14 protein-coding genes and 1 pseudogene are annotated in these 18,015 nt (G+C 68.4%); 3 read left to right on the forward strand and 12 right to left on the reverse strand.

Annotated features, from left to right (window positions below; translation table 11 throughout):
- Nucleotides 1–11 precede the first annotated feature (11 nt).
- The 3 genes from QTI45_RS21190 to QTI45_RS21200 are packed head-to-tail and all read right to left on the reverse strand — an operon-like array spanning nucleotide 12 to nucleotide 3,078.
- A complete protein-coding gene (locus tag QTI45_RS21190; RefSeq protein ID WP_286655796.1) occupies nucleotides 12–1,046 on the reverse strand; it encodes an amino acid ABC transporter permease in 1,035 nt (344 codons plus the stop codon).
- A complete protein-coding gene (locus tag QTI45_RS21195) occupies nucleotides 1,043–2,050 on the reverse strand; it encodes an amino acid ABC transporter permease (RefSeq protein ID WP_286367932.1) in 1,008 nt (335 codons plus the stop codon). The genes QTI45_RS21190 and QTI45_RS21195 overlap by 4 nt, the downstream gene beginning before the upstream one ends.
- Nucleotides 2,047–3,078 carry an amino acid ABC transporter substrate-binding protein gene (locus QTI45_RS21200; RefSeq protein WP_286655797.1) on the reverse strand — a complete coding sequence of 344 codons (1,032 nt, stop codon included), beginning with the start codon at nucleotides 3,076–3,078 and terminating at the stop codon, nucleotides 2,047–2,049. Before QTI45_RS21200 ends, QTI45_RS21195 begins: the two co-directional genes overlap by 4 nt.
- A gap of 191 nt (nucleotides 3,079–3,269) precedes the next feature.
- Between QTI45_RS21200 and QTI45_RS21205 the strand changes: the two genes are divergently transcribed.
- Complete coding sequence (locus QTI45_RS21205; protein ID WP_286655798.1) at nucleotides 3,270–3,656, forward strand: hypothetical protein; 387 nt, start codon at nucleotides 3,270–3,272, stop codon at nucleotides 3,654–3,656.
- 19 nt (nucleotides 3,657–3,675) lie between these two features.
- Here the strand turns inward: QTI45_RS21205 and QTI45_RS21210 are convergent, their stop codons facing one another.
- From QTI45_RS21210 to QTI45_RS21225, 4 genes are all read right to left on the reverse strand, one after another.
- Complete coding sequence (locus tag QTI45_RS21210) at nucleotides 3,676–4,791, reverse strand: fimbrial protein (RefSeq protein WP_286655799.1); 1,116 nt, start codon at nucleotides 4,789–4,791, stop codon at nucleotides 3,676–3,678.
- Nucleotides 4,792–4,808: 17 nt separating this feature from the next.
- Complete coding sequence (locus QTI45_RS21215; protein WP_286655800.1) at nucleotides 4,809–7,436, reverse strand: fimbria/pilus outer membrane usher protein; 2,628 nt, start codon at nucleotides 7,434–7,436, stop codon at nucleotides 4,809–4,811.
- 123 nt (nucleotides 7,437–7,559) lie between these two features.
- Nucleotides 7,560–8,360: a fimbrial biogenesis chaperone gene (locus QTI45_RS21220; protein ID WP_286655801.1), complete on the reverse strand. Its 801-nt coding sequence runs from the start codon at nucleotides 8,358–8,360 to the stop codon at nucleotides 7,560–7,562.
- A gap of 87 nt (nucleotides 8,361–8,447) precedes the next feature.
- Nucleotides 8,448–8,987 carry a fimbrial protein gene (locus tag QTI45_RS21225; RefSeq protein ID WP_286655802.1) on the reverse strand — a complete coding sequence of 180 codons (540 nt, stop codon included), beginning with the start codon at nucleotides 8,985–8,987 and terminating at the stop codon, nucleotides 8,448–8,450.
- 419 nt (nucleotides 8,988–9,406) lie between these two features.
- Between QTI45_RS21225 and QTI45_RS21230 the strand changes: the two are divergent.
- Together QTI45_RS21230 and QTI45_RS21235 are read left to right on the forward strand one after the other, a co-directional pair.
- Nucleotides 9,407–9,721: pseudogene (locus QTI45_RS21230) on the forward strand (transposase); the annotation flags it as partial.
- A gap of 97 nt (nucleotides 9,722–9,818) precedes the next feature.
- On the forward strand, nucleotides 9,819–10,223 hold the full coding sequence (locus QTI45_RS21235) for a DoxX family protein (RefSeq protein ID WP_286367939.1): 405 nt from the start codon (nucleotides 9,819–9,821) through the stop codon (nucleotides 10,221–10,223).
- Between the two features lies 1 nt (nucleotide 10,224).
- On the opposite strand, the gene def is transcribed toward QTI45_RS21235, so the two are convergent.
- The 5 genes from def to smc all read right to left on the reverse strand — a co-directional run bounded on the left by def (nucleotide 10,225) and on the right by smc (nucleotide 17,915).
- The gene (def, locus tag QTI45_RS21240) at nucleotides 10,225–10,764 is read right to left on the reverse strand and encodes a peptide deformylase (RefSeq protein ID WP_286367940.1); all 540 of its coding nucleotides are present in this window, start codon (nucleotides 10,762–10,764) and stop codon (nucleotides 10,225–10,227) included.
- 31 nt (nucleotides 10,765–10,795) lie between these two features.
- Nucleotides 10,796–11,116: a hypothetical protein gene (locus QTI45_RS21245; protein ID WP_286367941.1), complete on the reverse strand. Its 321-nt coding sequence runs from the start codon at nucleotides 11,114–11,116 to the stop codon at nucleotides 10,796–10,798.
- Nucleotides 11,117–11,188: 72 nt separating this feature from the next.
- The gene (gene ligA, locus QTI45_RS21250) at nucleotides 11,189–13,279 is read right to left on the reverse strand and encodes an NAD-dependent DNA ligase LigA (RefSeq protein ID WP_286655803.1); all 2,091 of its coding nucleotides are present in this window, start codon (nucleotides 13,277–13,279) and stop codon (nucleotides 11,189–11,191) included.
- A gap of 12 nt (nucleotides 13,280–13,291) precedes the next feature.
- Nucleotides 13,292–14,386, reverse strand: coding sequence for a cell division protein ZipA C-terminal FtsZ-binding domain-containing protein (locus QTI45_RS21255; RefSeq protein WP_286655804.1), 1,095 nt, complete (start codon nucleotides 14,384–14,386; stop codon nucleotides 13,292–13,294).
- Nucleotides 14,387–14,399: 13 nt separating this feature from the next.
- A complete protein-coding gene (gene smc, locus QTI45_RS21260; RefSeq protein ID WP_286655805.1) occupies nucleotides 14,400–17,915 on the reverse strand; it encodes a chromosome segregation protein SMC in 3,516 nt (1,171 codons plus the stop codon).
- Nucleotides 17,916–18,015 lie beyond the last annotated feature (100 nt).

Here is an 18,015-nt window from a genome sequence, read left to right on the forward strand (position 1 = left end):
GGGTCTTTTCTCTAGCCGGCGGCGAGCCTTCGCTCGAGCCACGCGCTGTAGCGCGAGAGCCCGAAACACATCGCCCAGTAGACCGCGGCGATGAACAGATAGCCTTCGAGGTAGAACGGCCGCCAGGTCGGATCGCCGCCGAGCGCCAGGCCGAGCGCGCCGGTGAGTTCGAATAGGCCCACCACGGTCACCAGGGAAGTGTCCTTGAGGGTGCCGACCACGTTGTTGGTCAGCGCCGGCACCACCAGCCGCAGCGCCTGAGGCAGCACGATGTCGCGCTGCACCGGCCAGCGGCCGAAGCCCAGCGCCATCGCGGCATCGACCTGGCCGTGCGGCACCGCCTGCAGGCCACCGCGGATGATCTCCGCCAGGTAGGCCGCGACGAACAGCGACAGGCCGGCCAGCACCCGCACCAGCACGTCGGGCTGCCATCCCGCGGGCCACAGCAGCGGCAGCAGGAACGAGGCCATGAAGAGCACCGAGATCAACGGCACGCCGCGCACCAGTTCGATATAGGTGGCGCAGAGCGTGCGGACCGCGGGCCACTGCGAGCGCCGGCCGAGCGCGAGCGCCAGCGCCAGCGGAAAGGCCAGCGCCAGGCCGACCACCGCCAGGCCGATGGTGAGCGGCAAGCCGCCCCAACGGTTGGTGGGGACCATCGCGAGTCCGAGAAAGCCGCCGCGCATCAGCAGCACGAACAGGCCCAGCGCCACCAGCCAAAGTGGCAGCAGCCACCAGCGCCAGCTGCGCGGCCAGGCGCTCAGCAGCGTGGTCAGCGACAGCAGGGTGACAGCGACCGCCGGCCGCCACTGGTCCTCGTAGGGATAGCGCCCGAACAGGATCGGCCGCCACTTCTCGGCCACCACGCCCCAGCAGGCGCCGTGATGGACCGCCCGGCAGGCTGGCGCGTCGGCACGGAACACGGCCTGCAGCACGGCCCAGTCCAGGGCATGGAAACCGGCCCAGCCGAACAGCAGCAGCAGCGCCAGCGTGAAGGCCGCGCGGAGCGGCGAACCCCACAGCTCCTTGCGCAGCGCCCCGCTCATCGCCAGCCCCTGAGCGCGACGCGCGCGTTGTAGCGGTTCATGGCCCAGGAGATGACCAGCGACAGCCCGAGGTACACGGCCATGATGACCGCGATGCATTCGAAGGCGCGGCCGGTCGAATTGAGCGATGTGTTGGCGATCGACACCAGCTCCGGATAGCCCACGGCCACCGCCAGCGAGGAATTCTTGGTCAGGCTCAGCAACTGGTTGGTGAGCGCCGGGACGATCACGCGCAGCGCCTGCGGCAGCACCACGATGCGCAGCTGCTGCCATCCCGTGAGGCCCAGCGCCTGGGCGGCCAGCTTCTGGCCCTGCGCCACCGAGACGATGCCGGCGCGCACGATCTCGGCGACGAAGGAAGCCGTGTAGAGCGCCAACGCGATCACGACCGCCAGGTATTCGGGGCTCAGGGCCGCGCCGCCGCTGACGTTGAAGCTGCCGCGCTCGGGCCATTCGAGCCGGGAGGGCCAGAAGGCACCCTCCTCCCGCACCGGCCAGGGCAGCGAAAGCCCGCCCTTGCTGAGCCAGACATCGGGCAGCAGTTCGAGCGGTTCGGTCGAATCGGGCAGCAGCTGCGTCAGGGCGAAGTACAGCATCAGCAGCTGCACCAGCAGCGGCACGTTGCGCAGCGTCTCGACATAGGCGCCGCAGAGGCCGCGCACCAGCACGTGCGGCGCCAGCCGGCCGATGCCGATCAGCGTGCCGAGCAGGACCGCCAACGCCGCGGCGGGCACCGCAGCCCGCACGGTGTTGATCAGGCCGGCGAGAAAGGCGCGCCAGAAAGGCTGGCCGGCATCGAAGTCGAGCCAGCCCTCGGAGATGTCGAAGCCCGCCGGCTGCAGCAGGAAGTCGAAGCCCGACTGCACGCCCCGGGCGCGCAGCGTTTCGAGCGCATGGTGGACCAGCCAGAAGACGCCGAAGGCGATCGCCGCGATCAGCAGGGCCTGCAGGGCCCAGGCGAGCCAGACGGCACGGCGCCGTTCGGGCGGCCGGGCAGCGCTCACCGAACCGGCAATCCGTACATCAGCCCGCCCTTGTTCCACAAGTTGTTCGAGCCGCGCGGCAGCTTGAGCACCGACTTCGGCCCGACATTGCGCTCGAAGACCTCGCCGTAGTTGCCCACCGCCTTGATCGCGCGGTAGGACCAGTCCTTGTCGAGGCCCAGCAGCTTGCCGAGGTCGTCGCCGCTGCCGACCAGGCGCTGCTGCGCGGGGTCCTTGCTGCTGGCCTTGAGTTCGTCGATGTTGGCCTGGGTGATGCCGAACTCCTCGGCCTCGATCAGCGCGTTGGGCACCCACTTGGCGATCGCGAACCATTCGTCGTCGCCGCGCCGCACCAGCGGCGCCAGCGGCTCCTTGGAGATCAGCTCGGGCAGGATCACGTAGTCGTCGGGGTTCGGCGCCTCCTTGTTGCGCAGGCCTGCGAGCGCCGAGGTGTCGGTCGTGAAGGCCTGGCAGCGGCCGGCGAAGAAGGCCTTGAACGAAGCCTCGAAGCTCTCGAACACGACCGTCTTGACCGGGATGTTCTGGGCCTTGAACCAGTCGGCCACGTTTTTCTCGTTGGTGGTGCCGGACTGGGTGCAGATGGTGGCGTTCTTGAGTTGCTTGGCGCTGTTCACCTTGATCTTCTTGGGCACCAGGAAACCCTGGCCGTCGTAGTAGGTGATGGTCGTGAAGTGGAAGCCCAGCGAGGCATCGCGGGTCAGCGTCCAGGTGGTGTTGCGCGCCAGGATGTCGATTTCGCCGGCCTGCAGCGCCGAGAAGCGCTGCTGCGAGTTGAGCGGCACGAACTCGACCTTCTTGCCGTCGCCGAGCACGGCGGCGGCAATGGCGCGGCAGGTGTCGACATCGAGCCCGGACCAGTTGCCCTGCGTGTCGGGGGCCGAGAAGCCGGCGACGCCGTTGGTCACGCCGCACTTGACGCTGCCGCGCTGCTTGACGGCATCGAGCGTCTTGCCGGCGAAAGCCGGCGCGGCCGTGAGGGCCAGGGTGGCGGCGACAGCGGCGAGCGCCGGACGGATGCGTGGATTCATTCGGTGGTCCTCTTCTCTTCTGAACGATTTGACGGCAGGCGGCAGTTTACGTGCGGTCCGGGGCGAGCGACGTCGGCGCCATCCGAAGGGGCACGGACAAGAAAACACCGAATGCTGTCTCAAATCGAAACACTTGCAAAAATAAAAGCAGCAAATCACCATGAAACGATCGACGTTTCAAGGAGTTCGACATGGGGAGACGCACAGGATGTCCGGCGAGACTTTCCCTCGCTTCAGCCGTTGCCGGCTGCCTCTTCGCTTCGGTCGCCAACGCGGCGGGCGGCGGGATCATGTTCTCGGGCGCCATCGTGCCGTCGTCGTACGGCATCCGGCTTTCATCCACCGCCCCCGGGGCCGGGACCGAGCTGCGCTTCGTCGCCTCGCCTTCCGGCCCCCAGAGCGCCACGGTGCGTGTCGAACGGCCGAACCGGGAGCCCGTTCCGATCCGCTGCAGCGACGGACTGCAGCCCGCGCCGGCCCGCGGCTGCCCGCTCGGCGCCCAGGGCGGCAGCCTGAGCCTGGTGGCGCTGGACGGCGGCCGGCCGGCGGCGGCCGTGGTCATCACGAGCTACGACTGAGGTCCGCGTCTATCCGCTTCTATTGATAGTCGATCGTGAAGATGATCGAGGCGTTCGCCTCGCCGGGCGTCACCGCCGCCTCGGTCTGGACATAGCGCGCGGCCAGCGGGATCGCATAGCCGGCACCGGGTTCGGAATGAGGCACGATGCCCGAGGGATGGCGGCTGTCGAAGCCGTGCGGTGAACCGTCCGGACGCCCGAGCTGCAAGCCGATGCCGCCGGCCGTCGACCCGCCCCGCCGGGCCGCACCCAGCGCCACGATCCCCTGCGCCGGCGCGCCGATCATGCGCGTCGTGCTCGTCAGGGCGTAGCCGATCTGGTTGCTCGCGGTGGTGCCCGAGAACACCCATCCGGAGCCGCCCGTGTGGGTGTTCGTCGCCGATGCCGACGCCCCGTGGAAGGCCGGACAGTTCTCGAGGCGGATCTCGAACGGCTTCCACGCCGTGGCGCTGCCCAGACCCGAGAACTCACTGGTTCGATGCGTGCCCATCGAGACGTTCACATCCGGCGTGGTGCAGGTCTGCGAGACGATCTGGAGCCCCCCCAGGAACTGGAGCCGCAGCAGCGGCAGCTGGGCGATCGCGACCTCGGCGCTCGGCAACTGGCTGCCGCCGACCGCGCCGGGCGACACCGGCCCGATCTTGATCAGGTTCAGGCGCAGTTGAGCCTGCTTTCCGGTCACGGAAGCCGGCAGCGAGGCGATCGGCAGGTTCCGCACCGCCGGCAGCGCAGCGCCGGAGGACAGGTCCTCGATGAAGACCCCGATGCCCGGCAGGCCCGATTCGTAGACCTTCCCGGCATAAGGGCCCGTGTTCCATGAAGCCAGTGGCCGGGGATTGGCAGCGTAGCTCGACCGCAGCTCGACATTGCCGGTGCCGCCGTCGCAGCTGAGGCTGAACGGCTGCAGGTCGGTGAGTTGCTGGTAGATGACCGTGCCGTCCGGAACGTCCCGCCCGACGGTCAGCGCCTGGACCAGCAGCGACTGCGGCAGCACGGCGGGCGCCGGACCATAGGGATTGTCGAAGCGGTAGTCGCAGCGGATCGCGGCCTGGGCCGCCGCGGAAAGAGCCAGCAATGCGAGGCCGGCGCAGAACCGGACGGCCGCGGCCCTGGCCGGAAGTTGAAGTGCTTGCATGGATGCTCCAGGTGGTTTCATTCGATGGCGCCAGCGGCACCGGGCTCGCGACCGGCCGCCGCCTGCGCCACCGTACAGGGACCATCGAAGCGCTCGAGCTTCGCGCCGGCGCCCGCCACGCGCGCCGGCAACGCCGACAGGTCGATGCTGCACGCGAGTGCAGCCTGCTCGCCCCATCGTACGGTCAGCAGGCGGTTGGATTCGGGCATCCGCACGAAGATGCGGCCGCCCTGCCCGACCGTGCCGACGCTGTGGCCGGCGGCGTCCCTGACATCGGCGCCGAACGGCAGCCTCGCGCCATCGGCCAGGCGGCTGTCGACCAGCAGGGCACGGCCGGTCGTCGTCTTGTACTGGAGCCGCACCACCGCGCCGGCGCGCGGCGCGACTTGCTGGCTCGTGGCCTGCAACTCGACGTCGGCGGAGATGCCCTTGGGATCGATCGCCACTTCGTTGAGGCGGTACGGCGTCATGTAGGGCACGACGCCGAAGCCCTTGCCGTCGAGCACCACGCCGGAGTAGCCCTCGATCCGCGCCCCGGCCGCGTCCGGCGCCTCGACCAGGCCGATCGTCTCGCCGAGGTAGGGCGACAGCGTCAGGCCACCCGCATGGAGCACCGCCGAGCCGTTGACGCCCAGCGAGCCGCTGCGGTAGTCCCGGCCCTGCCCGTAGAAGGCCTGCAGGTTCGCGTAGCGGCTGCGGTACTGGGCATTGAGCGAGCCGCTGGCCCCCTGCGTCTCGGCGTGGCCGGCCGCCACGCCCCAGCCTAGCTCGTTGCTGGCGCCAGCGGTGCCGCTGAGCGAGGCCTGGCTGCTCATCCGGCCGTCCGCATCGCGGCTGACGTTGAGCATGGCGGTCATCGGCGGCCTGTCGCTCCTTCCGAGGGGAATCGACAGGCTCGCCATGACCATGTTCGCCATCCGGCCCGCGGCATCGCGCGTCCGGTTGATCGACAGGGTGTAGCTCATCGAGCGGAAGCGGTTGGTGTAGCTGAACTGGTATTGCAGATCGCGCTGATCGCGGTTCCAGTAGTCCTGCGCGAAGCCGCTGAGCGACAGGTGGCCGCCGTTCTCTCCGAGGGCCTGGCTGAAGCTGAGGGACAGGCGATTGCGCGGACGCCAGACCGAATCGGCCGAGAGGCCGCGCCGGACCGCATCCGCGGCGAGCGCCGCATCGCTGAAGCCGAAGAAGCCGTCGGTCGAGAAGCGCGCCGCCGAAACCGAGACGTTGCTGGCGAACTGCTCCAGGAACTTGCTGTAGCCCAGCCTCAGGCTGTGGCCGGACAGGTGGTCCTGCCCGATCTCCGACCGGGCCGCGCTCAGGTCGGCCGACAAGGCGCCGATCGGCGACGCCACCGCGGCGCCGAGCAGCGCGGCGGCGTAGTGTTCCGCGGCCTGCACGCCGCCGTAGCCGGTCAGTCTGTTGGTGAAGCCCCGCTGCAGCGTGCCCTGGAAGAAGCCCGGCTCGTCCAGCAGCGCGGGATTGCGGAGGCGGCCGCCGGTCGCGCTGAACCGCATCGTGTCCGGACGCAGCAGCTGTGGCACCGCCGCATAGGGCACCGAGAAGACCCGCTGGCGGCCATCGGACTCGGTCACGGTCACCTCGAGATCCCCGCCGTATCCGGCCGGGAAGAGATCGTCGATTTCGAACGGGCCCGGCGCCACCGGCGTGTCGTAGATGATCACCCCGCTCTGGCGGATGGTGACCCGCGCCTGGGTGGTGGCGATCCCGCGCACGACCGGCGCATAGCCGCGCTGCGAATCCGGCAGCATCCGGTCGTCCGAGGCCACCTGGGCGCCCAGGAAGGGCACGGTGTCGAAAATCTCGCCGCTGGTGTTGGCCTCTCCGAGCGTGAGGCGGCCGCGCAGCGCGCTGAGGTCCCGCTGCACGTAGGTGTTCTGGGTCTGGTAGGTCGAGCCGCCGCGCACCGGCCACGACATGCCGCCGTTGTGGCGGAAGTTCCAGCCGCCGGCATTGAAGCCGAGGTTCAGCCCGAGGTAGGACGAGTCGAAGGACTGGCCGGCGGTGCGATTGCGATAGCTATTGAAGGCATAGCCGAGCACGGCCGCGGTCACGCCCGAATCCCAGGCGGCCGGATCGACGTAGCCGCGCGCCGTCCGCCGCAGCAGGGCCTGCGGGATGCTGGCTTCGAGCGACAGGGCCGAGGTGTCCAGGGTCAGCGAGGCGTCCGGGATCAGGTCCTTGATCGACAGGCAGGCCGGCCCGGCCAGCGCTAGGACGGCGGGTTCGCCCAGCTTCTCGAAGTCGACCCCCAAGCGCTCGAGCAAGGCCCGCGTGACGCAGAACCGGCCCTCTTCCTGGCCCGGGCTCGCCTTGACCGAGACCTCGGTGCGCCCGAGCGCCTTGCCGTTGACCGACAGGTCGACACGGTAGTCCCCGGGCAGCAAGGGGTTGCCCCTGGAGAAGCGCGAGAAATCGACCTTGGAGCCCGCCGCATCGGCGGCGAAGTCTTCGTTGAACTCGATGTCGACCAGGCTCTCGGAAGCGGAGGCCGCCGAGGGCGGGGCTGCCGGCGCCGGCGTCTCCTGCGCCATCGACATCGAAGCCGGGCCGAACACCAGGATCAGGGCCACGCTCAGCCGGCTCAACGGCCATGACGGTCTGGCGTCGCGGGAAAAAACTCGCATCGTTGTCTCAGTTCCATCGCTTGGCAGCCGGAAAGGCTGCGCCACGCCAAGCCCCTCGGAGGGTGGCGCCAGGTGAAGATCGGAATGGGTGCTGTCGCCGGCAGGCGGGCGAGCAGGACCGGATCAGGTGTTGGGGGCCGCCTCCGACGGCGGCGCGACCTGTTGTTCGCCTCGAATTTCCGGGCCGGCTTCCCTGTCGACCAGGGCGCCGTAGTCGTTGATCGCGGTGAACCGGATCCGGGGGGCGGCAGCGGGCTTCGCGGCCAGTCCGGCCAGCGGAAACCGCTGGCTGCCGCGCGGTGCGACCATTCCGCTGCCGGCTTCGTACGCCTGCTCGCCGAAGGAGACCGAGGCCTTGGAAATGCTGACGTGGAAGGCCGAGGGATTCTCAGCCTCCAGGTCGTAGCCGGTGCCGGCTTCGTTGGTGGTCAATTGCCAGCGCAATCCGGCCGCCGCCGCGTCGGCGTCGCCAGGCAGGCCCTGGGGCCGGAAGAATATCTTTATCCTCGATCGGAAAGCCATCTGCAGCAGATTCCGGCTCTCCCGGGTTTCCGCATCGGGCCGCGGTGGAATTTCGAGCACATTGAGCCAGAAGACCGACTCGCGATCCTGCGGCAACGGCTCCTGGGTATAGGACATGCGCAATGTCTGCGCCTTGCCCGGATCGACCCTGAATACCGGCGGCAACAGGGAGAACGGCATTGATTTTTCCTGGGCACTGGTTTTTTCATTGCCGTCGTCGATCCAGCTTTGAACCAGGGCCGGCAATGTTCCGGTATTGTTTATTTTTATCGTGACCTCGCGCTCTTGGGCCGGATAGACGACGCGCGTGCCGGTAATGACGATGCCGGCTTGCGAAAACCCGAAGCCGAACGCGGACACGGCAACCGCCCAGCGCAGGTATTTGCGAAAGTGATTTTTCATTGCGTCTTTTTGCTTGGCCCGAGCCGGCGCGCCGCAAAGGCGCGCCGGGGGCGCCCGCACGCACACGGCGCGCGGGCGCTGTCGACCTTATTGGTAGTCGATCGTGTAGGTCACCGAGCTGACCACGTTGCCGGGCGTGGTCGCGCCGGTCGCGTAGTACTGCACGCCGTACGGCAGGCTCAGCGCGCCGCCGACGATGGTGCCGTGGGTGTTGTTGGTGCGCTGCGACGAGTCGCCGGCCACGATCGCGGCATTGCTGCCGCTGTCCACGAGCTGGAGCTGCACGTTGCCGGCGCCGGCGGCTGCCGTGTTGATCAGGCGACCCGAGGTGTGCACCGTGGCGCCGTTCTCGAAGTAGGCAGCGGCGGTGGTCAGGGTGCCCACGCAGTTGTTCAGGCCGATGGTGAAACGCGTCTGACCGGCCACTTGACCGGCGGCGGTCAGGGCGGCCACGCTGACATGCGGCAGCGAGACGGTGGCGATCGACGGCGTCGGGACGCCGTTCACGTTGGTATCGCAGGTCTGGGCGACCAGTTCACCGTCGAAATTGATGGTTCCCGATGCATGGGCAGAAACAGCAAAGACCGAGGCGCCGGCAACGAGAGTCGACAAAAGGATTTTCTTCATGGTAATTCCAGATTGAAGTCAATGAACGTGCAAGGGGCGGCTGCAGCCGCCCCATCTGATAATTGATTTGAAAATCAATTGTCAATGCCACCCGGCATTGATGCACGGCGTGGATTCTAAGCACGGCATGGCAAGCCGGCAGCCTGAGAAATTTCCGACAAAAGCAGGAGAAATCGGAAATCCTGACAAATCATCAATTAAAAGCCCATTAGTGTAAGAGTTTCGGATTTTCCTAACCGTCCGTAACAAAAAAGCCAGCACCCAATTTGTCATCAATTGAATGGGACTGGAAATTCAACGGCAGCCAGAGCCATTGGTAAAATCAACGGCTCCGATACTTCAATTTGTAACTGTCATCAATTTGTCAAGATTAAGGCGGCTACATTAATAGAAACGCACAATTAAAAATATGAAGGCCGATGTACGCACTGAAGGAGCACCAATGGACACTGATCAAGGACCTGCTGCCCGGGCGCCCCGGGCATGTGGGCGTCACGGCGAAGGACAACCGGCTCTTCGTCGAGGCCGTGCTCTACCGTTATCGAGCGGGCATTCCCTGGCGCGACCTGCCGACGCATTTCGGTGATTTCCGCGTCGTGCACCTGCGCTACTCGCGCTGGCGACGCAGCGGTGCCTGGTCTCCCGTGGTGGAGGCCCTGGCTCAGGATCCCGACAACCCCTTTCGCGCCATCGACGCCACGCTCATGCAGACCCGCAGGCGCCGATCGGCCGCGCCAGGCTTGCCCCCACAAGCCGGGCAGCATCGAGCCGATGAGGCGGTCCCGGATCGACCACAATCGCGCCTGTCTTTAGCAACGAAAGGTATTTCTCATGATCCGTTCCGATGACACCGGCAAGCTGGTGCTGCGCTTGGCCCTTGGCATCCTGATCCTGCTTCACGGGATCGCGAAACTCAGCAACGGCGTCGGCTTCATTTCGAGCACGCTGGCCGCGAACGGCCTCCCGGGCGCGCTCGCCTACCTGGTCTATGTCGGCGAGATCCTGGCCCCGGTGCTGCTGATCGTCGGCATCTACACGCGCCCTGCGGCGTGGATCACGGTCATCAACATGCTGGTCGCCATCTGGCTCGTGCACCTCAAGGATCTCTGGGTCATCGGCAAGACCGGCGGCTGGGCGCTGGAACTGCAGGGCATGTTCCTGTTCGCTGCGCTCGCCGTGGCCTTCCTGGGTGCCGGCCGCTTCAGCGTCGGCGGCACCAGCGGCAAGTACAACTGATTCAGTCGTCGTCGCCCGCATCGAGGCCTGGAAACAGGACCTCGGTGAAGCCGAAGCGCGAGAAGTCGCGCACCCGCATCGGATACAGCTTGCCCAGCAGGTGGTCGACCTCGTGCTGGACGACGCGGGCATGGAACCCGCTCACCGTGCGGTCGATCGGATCGCCGTACGGGTCGAAACCGGTGTAGCGGATGCTGGCGAAGCGCGGCACCACGCCGCGCAGGCCCGGCACCGACAGGCAACCCTCCCAGCCTTCTTCTTCCTGGTCGCCGATCGGCGTGATGACGGGATTCAGCAGCACCGTGCGCGGCACGATCGGCGCATCCGGGTAACGCGGATTCACCGTGTCGGTACCGAAGATCACGAGTTGCTGGTCGACCCCGATCTGCGGCGCGGCCAGGCCGGCACCATTCACCGCGTGCATGGTCTCGAACATGTCGCGCACCAGCAGATGCAGTTCGTCGGTGTCGAAGGCGGCAACCGGCTGCGCGATGCGCAGCAGCCTGGGGTCGCCCATCTTGAGGATTTCGCGGATGGCCATCGCTCGATTATCGAGGCGGCCGGGGCCGGCGCTATCGGCGGCCGTATCCGCGTCCGTAGTAGCCAGGCCGGCCGTAGTAACCCGGGCGCCCGTAGTAGCCGGGCCAGCCGCCGTATCGATAGCCGCCGTAGAAGCCCGGCCGCCCGTAATACCCGGGCCAGCCCCCGTAGTAGCCGCCCCACCCGTAATACCCGCCGGAAATGTAGAGCGAAGGCGACACGACCACCGGGCCGGGTTCGACATAGTAGGGATAGGTGGCCCCGGCGTAGTAGGGACCCGGTGCCACGCAGCCCCCCAGCAGGGCGGCACCACCGACCGCGATGGTGGCCGAGAGGGAACGGATTCGCTTCATCGGGACCTCCTGAGCTCTGACTGCGTTTCAACGGCCAGCGCGGCGGGCTGTTGACCGGGAAAACTCAGGTGCTCAGGATAATCCCTGCGCGAGGATCTCCAGCATCTGCGCCTCGTCGATCACGGCGACCCCCAGGTCGCGCGCCTTGTCGAGCTTGCTGCCGGCCTCGGCGCCCGCCACCACGTAGTCGGTCTTCTTGCTCACCGAGCCGGCGACCTTGGCGCCGGCTTCCTCGAGTTTTTCCTTTGCTTCGTCGCGGCTCAGTGTCGGCAGGGTGCCCGTGATGACGAAGGTCTTTCCCGCCAGCGGCCTGGGCGCCCGGGCGGCGGGTTCGCCCTCTTCCCAGTGCACGCCGCAGGCGCGCAGCTGCTCGACCACTTCGCGGTTGTGAGGCTGGTCGAAGAAGGTGCGCAGGCTGGTCGCCACCACCGGCCCGACATCGTTGACTTCGAGCAGCTGCTCCTCGCTCGCATCCATGATCGCGTCGAGCTTGCCGAAATGCTTCGCCAGGTCCTTGGCCGTGCTTTCGCCCACGTGGCGGATGCCGAGGCCGAACAGGAAGCGCGGCAGCGTGGTCTTCTTCGAGGCTTCGAGCGCCTCGACGATGTTGCCGGCCGACTTGTCGGCCATGCGGTCGAGGCCGGCCAGGGTCGTGAAACCAAGCTTGTAGAGATCAGGCAGCGTGCGGATCAGGTCGGCGTCGACCAGCTGCTCGACCAGCTTGTCGCCCAAGCCCTCGATGTCGAGCGCCCGCCGGGCCGCGAAATGCAGGATCGCCTCCTTGCGCTGCGCCGCGCAGAACAGCCCGCCGGTGCAGCGGTAGTCGACCTCGCCCTCCTCGCGCAGTGCGTCGGAGCCGCAAACCGGACACTGGTGCGCCATCGTGAAGACCGGACCGCGCTCCGCCTCCGGCCGGGCGGCGCTCTCGGGCAGCACGCCGACCACCTCGGGAATCACGTCGCCGGCGCGCCGCACGATCACCGTGTCGCCCACGCGCACGTCCTTGCGGCGGGTCTCGTCCTCGTTGTGCAGGGTGGCGTTGGTCACGGTGACGCCGCCGACGAACACCGGCGCCAGCTTGGCGACCGGCGTCAGCTTGCCGGTGCGCCCGACCTGGACCTCGATCGCGAGCACCTCGGTGAGCTGCTCCTGCGCCGGGTACTTGTGCGCCACGGCCCAGCGCGGCTCGCGCGAGACGAAGCCCAGCTGCCGCTGCAGCTCGAGGCTGTCGACCTTGTAGACCACGCCGTCGATGTCGTAGGGCAGCGCATCGCGCTGACGGCCGATGGTCTCGTGGAAGGCGATCAGCTCGATCGCGCCGCGCGCCCGCGCGGTCTGCGCCGCCACCGGGAAGCCCCAGGCGCCGAACTGCTGCAGCCAGTCGAACTGCGTCGGATGCGAGGGCCCGCCCTGCTCGGGGGGCGTCACCTCGCCGAGGCCGTAGGCGAAGAAACTCAAGGGCCGCTGCGCCGCGATCGCCGGATCGAGCTGGCGCACCGCGCCCGCTGCCGCATTGCGCGGATTGACGAAGACCTTCTCGTTCTTCTGGCCGGCGGCGATCTTCTCGCGCTGCCGTTCGTTGAGCGCATCGAAGTCGTCGCGCCGCATGTAGATCTCGCCGCGCACCTCGACCACCGGCGGGATCGCCGAGGCCTCGCCGTGCAGGCGCAGCGGGATCTGCTGCACCGTGCGGATGTTCTGCGTCACCTCCTCGCCGATCTCGCCGTCGCCGCGGGTCGCCGCCTGCACCAGCACGCCGTGCTCGTAGCGCAGATTGAGCGCCAAGCCGTCGAACTTGAGCTCGCAGACGTATTCGACCTGCGGTCCGTCCTCGGCCAACCCGAGCTCCTTGCGCACCCGCGCATCGAAGGCGCTGGCACCGCCGGGCGTGATGTCGGTCTCGGTGCGGATCGACAGCATCGGCACCTTGTGGCGCACCTTGGCGAAGCCGTCGAGCGGCTTGCCGCCGACGCGCTGGGTCGGCGAATCGGGGCTGCGCAGCTCGGGGTATTCGGCCTCCAGGGCCTGCAGCCGCTGGAACAGGCGGTCGTACTCGGCGTCCGGCAGTTCGGGCGCGTCGAGCACGTAGTAGAGATGGGCATGGCGGTGCAATTGCCCGCTCAGCGCCGCGGCTTCCTTGGCCGCGTCTTCACGCGTGGTCATGGGGGTCTCCGGCTAGCTGAACAGGCGGCGCGCCAGGGGCGATCCGGCCGACAGGTCGCGCGCATCGAGCGTGTCGTAGAGCTGTTCGAGGTCGATGCCGATGGCGTCCATGGTCTCCTCGCGCAGCGGCTGGCCGTCGCTGTCGGTGACCACGCCGTCCATCTCGCGCACCAGCGCCGCGGCGGCCTCGCGCATGCGCTCGAAAGGCCGCTCGATGCGGTCGACCTGTGGCACGTCGAGGCTCAGGGTCAGCTCGCGGATCGCCGATTGCGCCGGATCGTCGGCCAGCGCGGCCTGGGTATCGAAGGACAGGCCCAACAGCGGCGGCAAGCCCTGCTCGCCCGCCGGCAGCACCATGCGGCCCGGGATGATGCCGGCGACGAAGCCCAGGCGCGCGGCGTTCTGCTGCACGTAGCCAGGGCTCCATGCGGCATGGCGCGCACGCAGCACGAAGCTCAGCTGGGCATCGTGCGAGCTCGCGAACTGGTCGAGTTCGCGGGCCCGCGCGACCTCGTCGAGCATCTCGGGAAACTCGGGCGCGCCGTTGACCGCATCGGCGAAGGCCTGGGCCTTGACGACGAACTCCGAATATTCGATCTCGTTGAGCGCGCCGGTGCGGTTGGCCATCTGCACGCCGACCTGGAAGGCGCCGTAGCGCTGGCCGGCCACCGCCGGCTCCCATTGGCCGGTGAACTCGTTGAGCCCCTCGACCGCCACGGGCTTGCTGCCGGCACGCCGGGTTGCCGGCATGGCCGCGATCGCGGCGTCGCCCGACGCCAGGCCGTCGAGCGACACCGGGGCGATGACGTCGATCAGCGGATCGAGGCCGCCGCGCCGTTCGGCCGAAGGCACGGCCAGGGCGCTGGGCGCCGGCAGGTCGGGATCGAACAGCGGCTCGTGCCGCTCGTTGCCCGGCACCTGGTGCGGATCGACGTGCAGCACGGGTTCGAGTTCGCCCGCGGGCGCGGCTTCGGGAGCGGGCGCTTCGCCGACCGGCGCGTCGGGCTGCTTCGGAGCGTTGCGGCGCGACATCCAGGCGTTGTAGCCGACCACGGTGGCGAGAACCAGTCCTCCGAGGATGGCGAGGGCGACGGTGAGATTGCTCATGGGCCGCCGGTGCTCAAGCGGCTTCGACCATGGAAACGGCAGACTCCATGTCTACTGCGACGATGCGCGACACGCCCTGCTCCTGCATGGTCACGCCGATCAGCTGCTCGGCCATTTCCATCGCGATCTTGTTGTGGCTGATGAAGAGGAACTGGGTTTCGCGGCTCATGGCGGTGACGAGTTTGGCATAGCGCTCGGTGTTGGCGTCGTCCAGCGGCGCATCCACTTCGTCCAGCAGGCAGAACGGCGCCGGGTTGAGCTGGAAGATCGCGAACACCAGCGCGATGGCGGTCAGGGCCTTCTCGCCGCCCGACAGCAGGTGGATGGTCTGGTTCTTCTTGCCCGGCGGCTGCGCCATCACCTGGACGCCGGAGTCGAGGATCTCGTCGCCGGTCATCATGAGGCGCGCATTGCCGCCGCCGAAGAGCTCGGGGAACATGCGGCTGAAGTGCTCGTTGACGATCTTGAAGGTGCCGCCGAGCAGGTCGCGGGTCTCGGCGTCGATCTTGCGGATCGCGTCCTCGAGCGTGCCGATGGCCTCGTTCAGGTCGGCCGACTGGGCATCGAGGAAGGTCTTGCGTTCGCTGGCCACGGCCAGCTCGTCGAGCGCCGCGAGGTTGACCGCGCCGAGCGCCGCCACTTCGCGGTTGAGCCGGTCGATCTCGCTCTGCAGGCCGGTGAGCCGCACTTTGTCGGTCTCGATCGACAGCGCGACCGCCTCGAGATCGGCCTCGGCGTCGGCCAGCAGTTGCTGGTACTGCTCGAAGCCCAGGCGCGCGGCCTGCTCCTTGAGCTGGAAATCGGTGATCCGCTGGCGCAGCGGATCGAGCTCGCGCTCGAGCTGCAGCCGGCGTTCGTCGCTGGCGCGCAGCTTGATCGTGAGGTCGTCGTACTGGCTGCGGGAGGCGCCCAGCGCGGCCTCGCGTTCGAGCTTGAGGGAGAGCGCGTCCTGCAATCCGGCTTGCGCCGCGGCATCGGACAGGCGGCCGAGTTCGGCGCGCGCACGCTCGTCCTCGTCGGTCAGCGCCACGGTCTGCTGCATGGCGGTCTCGATGGCGCGGCTCAGCTCGGCGCGGCGGGCCTCGAGGGTGCGCTGGGCGAAAGTCGCCTCCTGCGCCTGGCGTTCCAGGCTGCGGTGCTGGTCGCGGCTGGCGGCGAGCGCGCGGCCGGCCTCGATGACGCGCTCGTCCAGTTGCGCGTGGCGCTCCTGGCTGTCGGCCAGCTGCATGTCGAGCTCCTCGAAGCGCGATTCGGCGGCGATGCGCCGCTCCTGCAGCTCCTCGAGTTGCGCCACGACCTCGCCGAGGTCGTTGGACAGCTGTTCGCTGCGGGCCCGCGTCTGCTCGGCCAGCTGCTGCAGGCGCAGCGTCTCGACCTGCAATTCGTGCGCCCGGGACTGGCTGTCGGCGGCTTCGCGACGCGCCGTGACGAGCCGCTGTGCGGCATCGGCATAGGCCGCTTCGGCACGGGCCAGCGCGGTGCGCGACTCGTCGGCGATCAGGGTCTGGGCGCGCAGCTGGCGCTCCAGGTTTTCCATTTCCTGCTGGCGCGCCAGCAGGCCGGCCTGTTCGGAGTCCTGCGCGTAGAAGCTCACGCTGTGGGCCGTGACCGCGTGCCCGCTCTTGACGTAGACCGCCTCGCCCGGCTGCAGCTTGTCGCGCTGCGCCAGAGCCTCTTCGAGGGTCGCAGCGGTGAAGCAGCCGTGCAGCCATTCGGCCAGCAAGGCCTGCTGGCCGGCATCGGCCAGGCGCAGCAGGTCCGACAGGCGCGGCAGCGCCGACGGGCCTTGCGGCACGGCGGCCAGCGGCGGCGTGTAGAAGGCCAACTTGGCTGGCGGCGCATCGCCGCCGAAGGCGCGCACCATGTCGAGCCGGCTGACTTCGAGGGCGCCGAGCCGCTCGCGCAAGGCCGATTCGAGCGCGTCTTCCCAGCCGAGTTCGATGTGGATGCGGCTCCACAGACCCTGCAGGCTCTCGAGCCCGTGCTTGGCGAGCCACGGTGCGAGCTTGCCGTCGGTCTTGACCTTCTCCTGCAGGGCCTTGAGGGCTTCGAGCCGTGCCGAGAGATCGGCATGGCGCGCCCCTTCGGTGTTGACCGCCTGCTGCCGCGTGCGCCGGTCGTCGTCGAGCTGCGGCACGGCTTCCTGCAGCTCCTGCAGTCGGGCATCGGATTCGGCGGCGGCCTCCTGCGCCATCGCCAGTTGCTCCTGCTGGTCGCGCAGGCGCGCCTCGTCGGGCGCCGCGAGCGCGTTCTGGTCGGTGCGCAGGCGCTCGGCGCGCTGATTGAGCTGGCGGCTCTGTTCCTCGATGTTGCGCTGGTCGGCGGCGAGCACCTGGATCTGCTGCTGCACCTGGACCACCGTGGCGCGCTGCGCGTTGGCCTCGTTCTGGGCCCGCTGCTGCGCGTCCTCGAGCTCGGGCATGCGGGCGTCGTGCTCCTCGAGCTGCGCGGCCAGCAGTTCGGCCTGCTCCTCGGCGTTCACGCCCTGGCCGGCCAGGGTCTCGATCTCGGCCTCGGCATCTTCGCGCCGCGCGCCCCACTGGCCCATCTGCTCGCGCAGCTGAACCAGCCGCTGCTCGACCCGCTGGCGGCCTTCGACCACGAAGCGGATCTCGCCCTCGAGGCGGCCGACCTCGCCGCTGGCCTCGTACAGCTTGCCCTGGGCCTGGTTGACCTGGTCGCCGGCCGCGTAATGGGCCTGGCGCACCGTCTCGAGCTCGGCCTCGATGTGGCGCAGGTCGGCGGTGCGCGATTCGAGATCGTTGATCGCGCGCTCGGCATCGGCCTTGACCTTGGCCTGGTCGGCCTCGCTCTCGGTGCGCTTCAGGAACCACAGCTGATGCTGCTTGCGGGTGGCGTCGCCGGTGAGCTGGTTGTAGCGCGCCGCCACCTCGGCCTGCTTCTCGAGGCGCTCGAGGTTGCTGTTGAGCTCGCGCAGGATGTCCTCGACCCGCGTGAGGTTCTCGCGCGTATCGCCGAGCCGGTTCTCGGTCTCGCGGCGGCGCTCCTTGTACTTCGAGACGCCGGCCGCCTCTTCGAGGAACAGGCGCAGTTCCTCGGGCTTGGATTCGATGATCCGGCTGATCGTGCCCTGGCCGATGATCGCGTAGGCGCGCGGGCCCAGGCCGGTGCCGAGGAACACGTCCTGCACGTCGCGCCGGCGCACCGGCTGGTTGTTGATGTAGTAGCTGGAATTGCCGTCGCGCGTCAGCACGCGCTTGACCGCGATCTCGGCGAACTGGGCCCACTGGCCGCCGGCCCGGTGGTCGGCGTTGTCGAACACCAGCTCGACGCTCGAGCGGCTGGCCTGCTTGCGGGTGGTGGTGCCGTTGAAGATCACGTCCTGCATGGACTCGCCGCGCAGTTCGGAGGCACGCGATTCGCCGAGCACCCAGCGCACCGCATCCATGATGTTCGACTTGCCGCAGCCGTTGGGACCGACCACCCCGACCAGTTGGCCGGGCAGCAGGAAGTTGGTGGGTTCGGCGAAGGACTTGAAGCCCGAGAGCTTGATGGAATTGAGACGCACGTCAGGTCGGCCCTAAGCCAGTTGTTTTGCCAAGGTTGGGTGCCAAGGTGTTGATTTGTAAGCAGATTCCGGCGGCAGGCACCGCCAGGCCAGGCCGCCA

This window comes from Variovorax saccharolyticus (assembly GCF_030316765.1).
GTDB classification, from domain to species: Bacteria; Pseudomonadota; Gammaproteobacteria; order Burkholderiales; family Burkholderiaceae_C; genus Variovorax; species Variovorax saccharolyticus.